This is a genomic window from Candidatus Neomarinimicrobiota bacterium (genome assembly GCA_012964825.1).
In the GTDB taxonomy this organism is placed as follows: Bacteria; Fidelibacterota; Marinisomatia; order Marinisomatales; family S15-B10; genus UBA2125.
Genome location: DTTI01000042.1, coordinates 83,218 through 91,530, shown reverse-complemented (window position 1 = coordinate 91,530; position 8,313 = coordinate 83,218). Strand labels below are relative to the sequence as shown.

At 49.5% G+C, this 8,313-nt stretch carries 6 protein-coding genes; 2 read left to right on the top strand and 4 right to left on the bottom strand.

Going from position 1 to position 8,313, the window contains the following annotated elements; genetic code table 11:
* The first annotated feature begins 144 nt into the window (after nt 1–144).
* On the top strand, nt 145–630 hold the full coding sequence (locus tag EYO21_04835) for a hypothetical protein (protein HIB03134.1): 486 nt from the start codon (nt 145–147) through the stop codon (nt 628–630).
* A gap of 272 nt (nt 631–902) precedes the next feature.
* The gene (locus EYO21_04830; GenBank protein ID HIB03133.1) at nt 903–2,186 is read left to right on the top strand and encodes an aminotransferase class V-fold PLP-dependent enzyme; all 1,284 of its coding nucleotides are present in this window, start codon (nt 903–905) and stop codon (nt 2,184–2,186) included.
* Nucleotides 2,187–2,209: 23 nt separating this feature from the next.
* Here the strand turns inward: EYO21_04830 and EYO21_04825 are convergent, their stop codons facing one another.
* From EYO21_04825 to EYO21_04810, 4 genes are read right to left on the bottom strand one after another with little or no spacing between them, the layout of a single operon-like run.
* Nucleotides 2,210–3,883 (bottom strand): D-aminoacylase, encoded by a 1,674-nt coding sequence (locus EYO21_04825; protein HIB03132.1) that lies wholly within the window; start codon nt 3,881–3,883, stop codon nt 2,210–2,212.
* A gap of 10 nt (nt 3,884–3,893) precedes the next feature.
* The gene (locus EYO21_04820) at nt 3,894–5,570 is read right to left on the bottom strand and encodes a D-aminoacylase (protein HIB03131.1); all 1,677 of its coding nucleotides are present in this window, start codon (nt 5,568–5,570) and stop codon (nt 3,894–3,896) included.
* A 34-nt stretch (nt 5,571–5,604) separates the two neighbouring features.
* Nucleotides 5,605–6,678: a phosphoglyceromutase gene (locus EYO21_04815; protein HIB03130.1), complete on the bottom strand. Its 1,074-nt coding sequence runs from the start codon at nt 6,676–6,678 to the stop codon at nt 5,605–5,607.
* Nucleotides 6,678–8,306, bottom strand: a complete 1,629-nt coding sequence (locus EYO21_04810; GenBank protein ID HIB03129.1) for a beta-N-acetylglucosaminidase — start codon at nt 8,304–8,306, stop codon at nt 6,678–6,680. Before EYO21_04810 ends, EYO21_04815 begins: the two co-directional genes overlap by 1 nt.
* Nucleotides 8,307–8,313 lie beyond the last annotated feature (7 nt).

The window sequence follows — 8,313 nt, the reverse complement described above, 5'->3', positions numbered from 1 at the left end:
TATTTCGTTACAATAAAGTAATTAATCATATAGAGGCTCGCACGGCGTTGAGTCTCCGGCGAATTCGTGAGAGGAGGGAATGTCCCACGACATTTCCTCCTTTTTTATTCGCCCAACTGAAACATCAAACCACGGAGGTCCATTATGGATTCCAGAAAAAAAGAGATCATTGCCCTCTTGACCGTTACAATAGTTGCAGTGGCCGCCATCGGCATCGGTGTCATCAGGAACCAAGCCCGCAAATCGGGACCGACCAAAGCTACTGAACAGGCCGTAGACAGATTCGCCCCTACCTCAGAAGTGGAAAGTGTCCTTATTTCACACGTGAAAACAGCTTTCGAAGAACCTGTTCCCATCGAGCCCCATGAGACAGTCATTGAGACAGTTGAACCGGTTGATAATCTCTCGCCGGAATACAACGGTCAGGGTGCAGTGGGCTGGACATTTCCAGAAGCTTTTGCCGACGCCCGCTTGAAACTAGGACCAGGCCAGACATTCATCTGGAATTCCCGGCCTTTTACCACCTTTTATGCTGAAGAGCTATCCATACTGGCCGGCGATCGACTTGCTGTGGCAGACAGCCTTCAGCCAGTAGAAAAAGCAGACACCACGTCTTCAGAAGAAGAATAGTAGTTCAAGGCGTTCCCCTCCTCGCGTCTTGATACCATAGGGCCGGCTCTTGTGCCTTGGGGGCCCGTTCCCGCGAGCGGAGTCCCTCAGGCCGGACCGGCCCTATTATTTTTTTTCAATTAACAATTTTTCAATTATCTTAATAGTGCCTGGATGACATTATTATCAGTGTTAGGCATCGAAGACCTTTCTTCCAAATTTCCGGCCTATGTGGCAAATCACTGCTAATTATGCTAGATTGAAAAGCGAGACAGAAACAAAAGGAGACGAAAGTGCTGAACCGACTTCCTGAAAAAACACAATCAAAATTTTCACGCCGCGCGTTCATGAAAACAGGCCTGATGGGTGCCGCGGCTGCGGCCTTACCGGGGTGCGACACTTCAGTGAGTATCAATATCCGCCGGGGACTGAAAAAACCGATAGGCACCAGTGACGCTGCCTGGAAAAATATCCGGGGCCAGTTCATTTTGAAACGGGGTGTCACCTACATGAATAACGCCAGCCTCGGCATGCCACCATCGGTAGTGGTGAAAGCTGTCTGTGACGGCTACGAAGCCATCTCCAGAGAACCACTCCACGGAAAGCACGACCTCCAGGACAAAATTGCCAAGGAAGTGATCCCCGGCCTGGCCAGGATGTTTGGCGCTGAGGCTGATGAGATGGTCCTGACCCGCAACGCTTCGGAAGCGCTTCATCTCCAGACAATTGGCCTTGAACTGAACCCTGGCGACGAAGTGATCATCACGACCCAGGAACACCCCGCCGGGCACCGACCGTGGATGTTCCGAAAAGAGCGGGACGGCATTGTGGTTAAAGAAGTATTCATCCCAAGCCCCCTAGAAAGCGGCGATGATGTGGTAAACCGCTTGGAAGCGGCCGTTACCCGAAAAACCAAGGCACTCAGTTTCTGCCATATCACCCGGGGCGGTCACCGGTACCCTGTGAAAAAACTGGCAGCCATGGCCCGGGACCAAGGACTTCTCACTCTGGTGGACGGCGCACAGGCGGCGGGCCAGTTCCCCATTAATCTCCACGACCTGGGGTGCGACGCCTACACCGTGAGCCTTCACAAGTGGATCCTGGCCCCTGCCGGAACAGGTTTTCTATACGTCCGAGAGGATGCAAGAGACAGGATCAGATCAGCCTTCAGCCCCGGCGCCACGGTAGAAGCACCCGGCTTCGATCCACCCGGTACCATGGATTTCCCCGTCCGGGCCGCCATCGGCACCGCGCTAAAGTTTGTGAACACCCTGGGACTGGAAAACATTGAGAAAAGGTGCCGCACCCTCTCGGATTATCTAAAGGCAGGATTAGCTGATATTAAAGGTGTGAAACTGTTGAGCAGTCCCGCTGAGGAGACCTCAGCACCTGGCTCAACCATCTTTGAAAAAGAGGGGCTGGACGCCATGGCCTCTGTCCCCTTGATGGAGGAGCGTATTAAAACACACATTGACGAGCACCAACGGGACGGCCACAATGCAATCCGGATCTCAACCCACGTTTACAACACCATGACTGAGATCGATCGACTGCTGGAGGCAGTGGCTACAGCCTAAGAATCGTTCTCCCTTGGTTATAATTAATTTTTCCAACCTGTCCATCCGGGGCCCCGGACAACCCGACCCGGTGTAGCGCCGGTATGTTCACCATCTTTGAGTACCTGTTCTCCGTTCACAAATACATGATATACACCTGTGGAGTATTGATGAGGCTCCTCAAAGGTTGCGTGGTCCTGGATGGTGGCCGGATCAAAGACAACCACATCGGCATAATACCCTTCCTTAAGCAGGCCCCGGTCCCTGATTTTCAGGTTTGACGCCGGAAGGCCCGACAGCCTGTAAACGGCCTCGTTCAGTGGGATTACCTTCTCATCTCGTACATACTTGCCCAATAGCCGCGCGAAGTTGCCGTAAGCCCGAGGGTGGGGGTTGTATTTGAGGAAATCACCCTCCGGTGCAATTGATCCGGCATCCGAATCAAAACTAACGTACGGGACCCGGATCTGCTTTCTCACATTCTCCTCTGACATGAGGAAATAGACCACACCCACCCGGCTTCCGTCCTCCAATACCAGATCCATAGCTGTCTCTTCCGGTGGGGTGCCGCGCATCTCGGCCACTTGCGACAGCGTCATGCCGATGTACTGACGTAGATCGGAGTTCCGGAAACCGCTCAAAAGAACTTTATCATAACCGGCTAGGAGGCCGAGATTTTCCCAGTCGTCTGTGTCTTCTTGCATCTCCGCTTTCACCCGGGTACGTATCTCAGGATCCTTAAGACGCTCTGCCCATTTATCATATCCCCCCTCTTGAACCCACGGCGGCATGGAGGCATTCAGTCCCGTGGCACCAGCGGTGTATGTGTACATATCGGCGGTGATGTAAAGTCCCGCGGCGCGAGCCGAATCCATTTTTGCAATGGCCAAGTCCATCTTGTAGTGGTTCTGTTTCCCGCCGGCTTTCAGGTGGTATACCTCAGCCGGGATATTCGCCTCATCAGCGATTAGTATCAGCTCATCCAGCGCCTGTAGCAGGCGGTTACTCTCACTCCGCATGTGGGAGATATACATGCCGCCGTAATCGGAAGCCACTTTGCAAAGTTCGATTAGTTCTTTTGTTGAGGAATAAAAAGCAGGTGCATAAATAAGGGATGAACCGATACCCATGGCTCCTTCTTCCATCCCCTCCTTGACCAAAACCCTCATATTCTCCATCTCTTCATCGGTAGGTGCCCTATCTTCATAGCCCACCTGGTGAATGCGCAGTGTAGTGGCGCCAATGAAAGAAGCCACGTTGGGAGAAACACCCTTTGTCTCCAGGAATTCAAGGTATTCCCCCAGAGTAGTCCACTCTGGTGGCGTGTCGTACTCTGCCTTCATTATTTCGCTTAGAGGTCCTCCCGAACCGCCTTCGCCAAACACCTCCAGGGTCACCCCCTGGCGGATGTCACTTTGTGACCGCCCATCGATGAGAAGCGATTCTGTAGCCCAGCTAAGCATGTTGATATAACCAGGAGTAACAGCCATACCCGAGGCATCCACTTCTTTTTTTCCCTTCCCGGGCAGGTTGAGCCCGATCTTGGCGACACGGTCACCGGAAATGGCCACGTCCGCTACATACCCTTCCGATCCGGAACCATCATAAATGGTGCCGTTTCGTATGACGTAGTCGTAAACGGGAGTTCCTGGAACAGAAGGGCCAGGTCCCGGAGTACAGCTCCACAGCAATAGAAATGAAAGAGTAAATTTTTTCATTTTTCCTCCTTTAGGGATTTTCCCTGTATCCTGGACCTTTCAGGAAGCGGCCAGGAGTTGCCCCAGTATGCTCACCTTCTTTTAATACATGGTCCCCATTCACAAAGACATGGTCTACGCCAGTTGAGTATTGGTTCGGCTCGCGGAATGTGGCGTGATCCTGGATGGTTTCAGGATCAAAAACAACCACATCAGCGTAATATCCCGCCTTAAGCCTTCCACGGTTCTTTAGTTTCAGATTATCTGCAGGGAAAGACGTTAGTCTCCGGACACCTTCCCCTACCGTGATGACACCCTCATCCCGGGCATATTTCCCCAAAACTCTGATAAAACTACCGTAGGCTCTTGGATGCTTCATTCCCGTAGACCAGGAAGGATCCACGGAGCCAGCATCTGAACAAAAGGCTACCCACGGTAGAGCAATCTTTTTTCGAATGTTGTCTTCTGACATACTGAAATAGACACACTGAATCCGACTGTCATCCTCCACCACCATATCGATGAGTGCATCGGCAGGAGCCTGTCCCCGTTCTTCGGCAGCCTCCGCCAGGGTCATTCCCACATATTTTTCACCCATCTTTTCATTCCGGAACCCTACCAGTAATATTCCCTCCGGAGGCTGAACGGCCAACTCCGCCTCAAGATCTTTCATGAGGCGCGGCCTAACGACCGGATCCTGCATCCGAGCCATCCAAGCTTCATGCCCCCCTTCCTGAACCCAGGTGGGAATAACGCCAGTGAGCCCCGTAGAGCTGGCGTTATAGGTATACATGTCGGCGGAAATGTCTAACCCATCTTCCCTAGCTTTATCCACCAAGTCAATCAGGTCGTCCAGTAGTTTCCAGTAGGGCTCTCGAGACGCTTTCAGATGATAAATCTCCGCCCCTACACCTGCTTCCCGGGCAATGCGTTCCAACTCACCATAGGCTTTCAGCAAATCTTTATCTTCACTTCGCATATGAGAGATATACCGTCCACCGTACTCCCCTACCACTTTTGACAGGGAAATAAGTTCATCCGTATCTGCATAATCAGCAGGAGCGTATATAAGGCTGCTGCCTAGGCCCACGGCCCCTTCCTCCATGGCTTCTCGGACCAGAGCCTGCATCTCGGAGATTTCTTCTGGGGTCGCTTTTCGGTTTTCATACCCCACCACGTGAATCCTGACCGTGGTTGCCCCTACAAATGAGGCGACGTTGGTAGAAACACCTTTATTCTCAAGATGAGTCAAGGCTTCACCCAGTGTGACCCAAGGTATATCTGAATCGTCTCCTGAGTTCCAATCCAGCATCTCACTTTTCATGGCGTCGCTTAAAGGACCCGGTGAATTCCCTTCACCAAATACTTCCAGGGTCACCCCCTGGCGGATATCGCTCTGGGAAAGGCCATCTCGGAGGAGAGAATTGAAAGCCCAGCTGAGCATATTAATAAACCCGGGGGTAACTGCCATGCCGGCAGCATCTATCTCTTTTTTCCCTTTACCCGAAAGTTTGGGACCTATTTTAGCGATTCGGTCGCCCGAAATGGCTACATCCGCTATAAATCCCTCCGATCCTGAACCATCGTAGACCGTACCGTTTCGGACCACTACATCGTAGGCAGAGTTAGTATTATCAGCTGTGTTTGCTGTCGGTGCACAACTCCAAAAGAAAAGAGCAGAGAATAATAATAGTGTAGTGCGTTTCATCTATAGTCTCCTCATTAAATGATGATTCTTATTTCTATTTCAAAAAAATTGATTCGATTATTTCCCCAACGGGGTGAATGCTACTATACTCAATACCCAGAAAAGCCGAGATCGACGCAGCGAACTGATTTGAGTACACCGTAGGATGATCCCTCATTTCTCCTCCCGCAGGCGTATCCGGACCCATGACCGAAAGCCATACTCGATCTGCATCTACAATTGAGCTTCCGTGGCTTGTCCATTTATCACCTTCTCCCCTGCCATGATCAGTAGATATCATGAGTGTAGTTTTATTCTTGTAAAACGGGTGGGACTGGAGAAATTCCCACAATTTTTCCATAAAGGCGTCTTGCACATTAGCTGCAGTAAGATAGCGGTCATACTTCCCCTGGTGTGCATAGTCGTCCGTGGCGTCAAATGAAATATATATGACTCTGGGGGTTTCTTTCTGTAGATATTCCATAGCCAGGTGGAAGGTAAAAGCATCCCACCGCACTGTATCGAAGGGTTTGGGCATTTCTGAGATCAGTTCATTTAATAGATTTTCCCTCTCTGTGAGATTCTTCCCCACGGCACCATCTTCACCAGCACTGACAGAAATCCCACTACGCTTACTGTTGATGATATAGGGAAAAACATCCCAGGAACAGAATGCAACTACCTTATCTCTGAACTGTTTCTGTCTATTAAGAAATTCTAACACAGTCACATTCTTATTCCACACTTTGTCATTGCTGTTGATGGCAGGATCTGCATATCCAACGAGTATCTCATTGTAGCCCGGGTAGGAAAACCACTCCTTGTTGGTTAGCTGAACGGTACTCCCAATGCGGTGATTCCCGTAAAGCTGACCTTCTTTTGCAATGGTTCCCCAAAAGAAGGGCATAAGCTTTTCCCTTCGTCTTTCCGGGGAATCAGCCCAAAACCTGTCTTGAGTCGCTTCCTCATTTTCTACAAAACTCTTGTTATTCAATATAGCTTTGTCGGCTCCCGAAAAAACCTCCTGCCACCTAACCCCATCCAATGTTATTAAAACAATATTCCTCGTTTGAAGTCCTGAGGCACATAATGTTGTAAGAAGTGTCAAAGTAAAGACAAGCAACTTCATCAAATATTCTCCTTAGGTGTCCGGTAGTTCACTCCTAACCTGTCCAAACGTTTAAAATGTACTGTTCTAAGGCGGTGAATAAATTTTTCAAAGGACCGTATTTTCTCCGGTGTCCAGAGAACTTCCGCCATGGCACACATGCGGGGAAAAATCATATACTCCGCATAATCTTCACTGCTTATATACTCTGTCCAGACATTTCCCTGACCACCTAAAATGTGGTGTGCTTTTTCAGGATCTATGTCTGGGGGCATGGGCTCAAATTCGTATACTTTCTCTAAGGAGAGAAAACCACCGATGGCTATCGGCTCAGCCTCCTTGTTTTCGGACTGATAGTAATCAAAGTAACAGTGCGAAGTCGGTGTCATAACTACATCGTGACCACTGTTGGCTGCTTCAATACCACCTTTAACTCCCCGCCAAGACATAACTGTCGCTTCCGGAGCAAGGCCACCTTCCAGGATCTCGTCCCACCCTATGAGCCGTTTGTTTTTTGAAAGAAGAAAGCGTTCAATCCTTTTTATGAAATAGCTCTGTAGTTCATGTTCATCCTTAAGACCCTCTTCCTTTATTCGCTTCTGGTCCAAATCATGCTCTTGCCACCTCACTTTCGGGCATTCATCACCACCAATATGTACAAAAGTGGATGGAAATAGCTCTATCACTTCAGTTAGCACATCTATAAGGAATTCAAAAGTTTCCTCCTTGCCGGCACAATAGACATCTTCATGAACTCCCCAGATCTTTGCCACATTAAAAGGTCCCCCTGTGCAAGACAGTTCCGGATATGCCGCAAGAGCCGCCACGCTGTGACCAGGCATCTCAATCTCAGGCACTACCGTAACAAACCGACTTTCGGCATATTGAACAACTTCTCTAATTTCATCTTGCGTATAAAATCCACCGTAACGGACGCCATCAAACTTCCGGGGTTCGTCAGAATAATGACCCGCCAGCGTTTCAGACCGCCAACCGCCCACCTCAGTCAGTTTCGGATATTTTTTGATCTCAATCCGCCATCCCTGATCCTCCGTGAGGTGCCAGTGAAATCTGTTCATCTTGTGCATGGCAATGAGATCTATATATCGCTTGATGAACTGAATAGGAAAAAAATGCCTTCCTACATCCAGATGCATGCCCCGCCAACTATAGCGGGGAGAATCAACAATATTCACGGAAGGCACGGAACTGGAGAGCCCTTTATTCTCACCTTCGTCAAAAAGTTGAATGAGCGTTACTACACCATAAAATAGACCAGAAGCATCTGGGGCCGTGATAGAAACTCCTGAAGGTGAAGTCTCCAGATGATATCCCTCCGGACTATCAAATTCATTCGAAATGTTGAGACGCAGGGCCGCATTGTTTTCGGTTTTTCTGACATTAATCCCGTATCTCAGGTTAAGGTGATCTGAGAAATAGGCAACAACGTAATCTATCTCGGGAGCTGATGAATTGATGGAATAGGTCGTTTCGTCGCTGAACTGATAGTATCCATCACGTACTTCAACCTTTTGTGGAAAAGGAATAAGCCCGAGATTCAAAGACTTATCTTTGAGATCCGTTATGGAAGCACAACTCCACCACACTAAAGCAGCAATAGCCGTCAACCTGATACGCTTCATGATCATCTCCTTA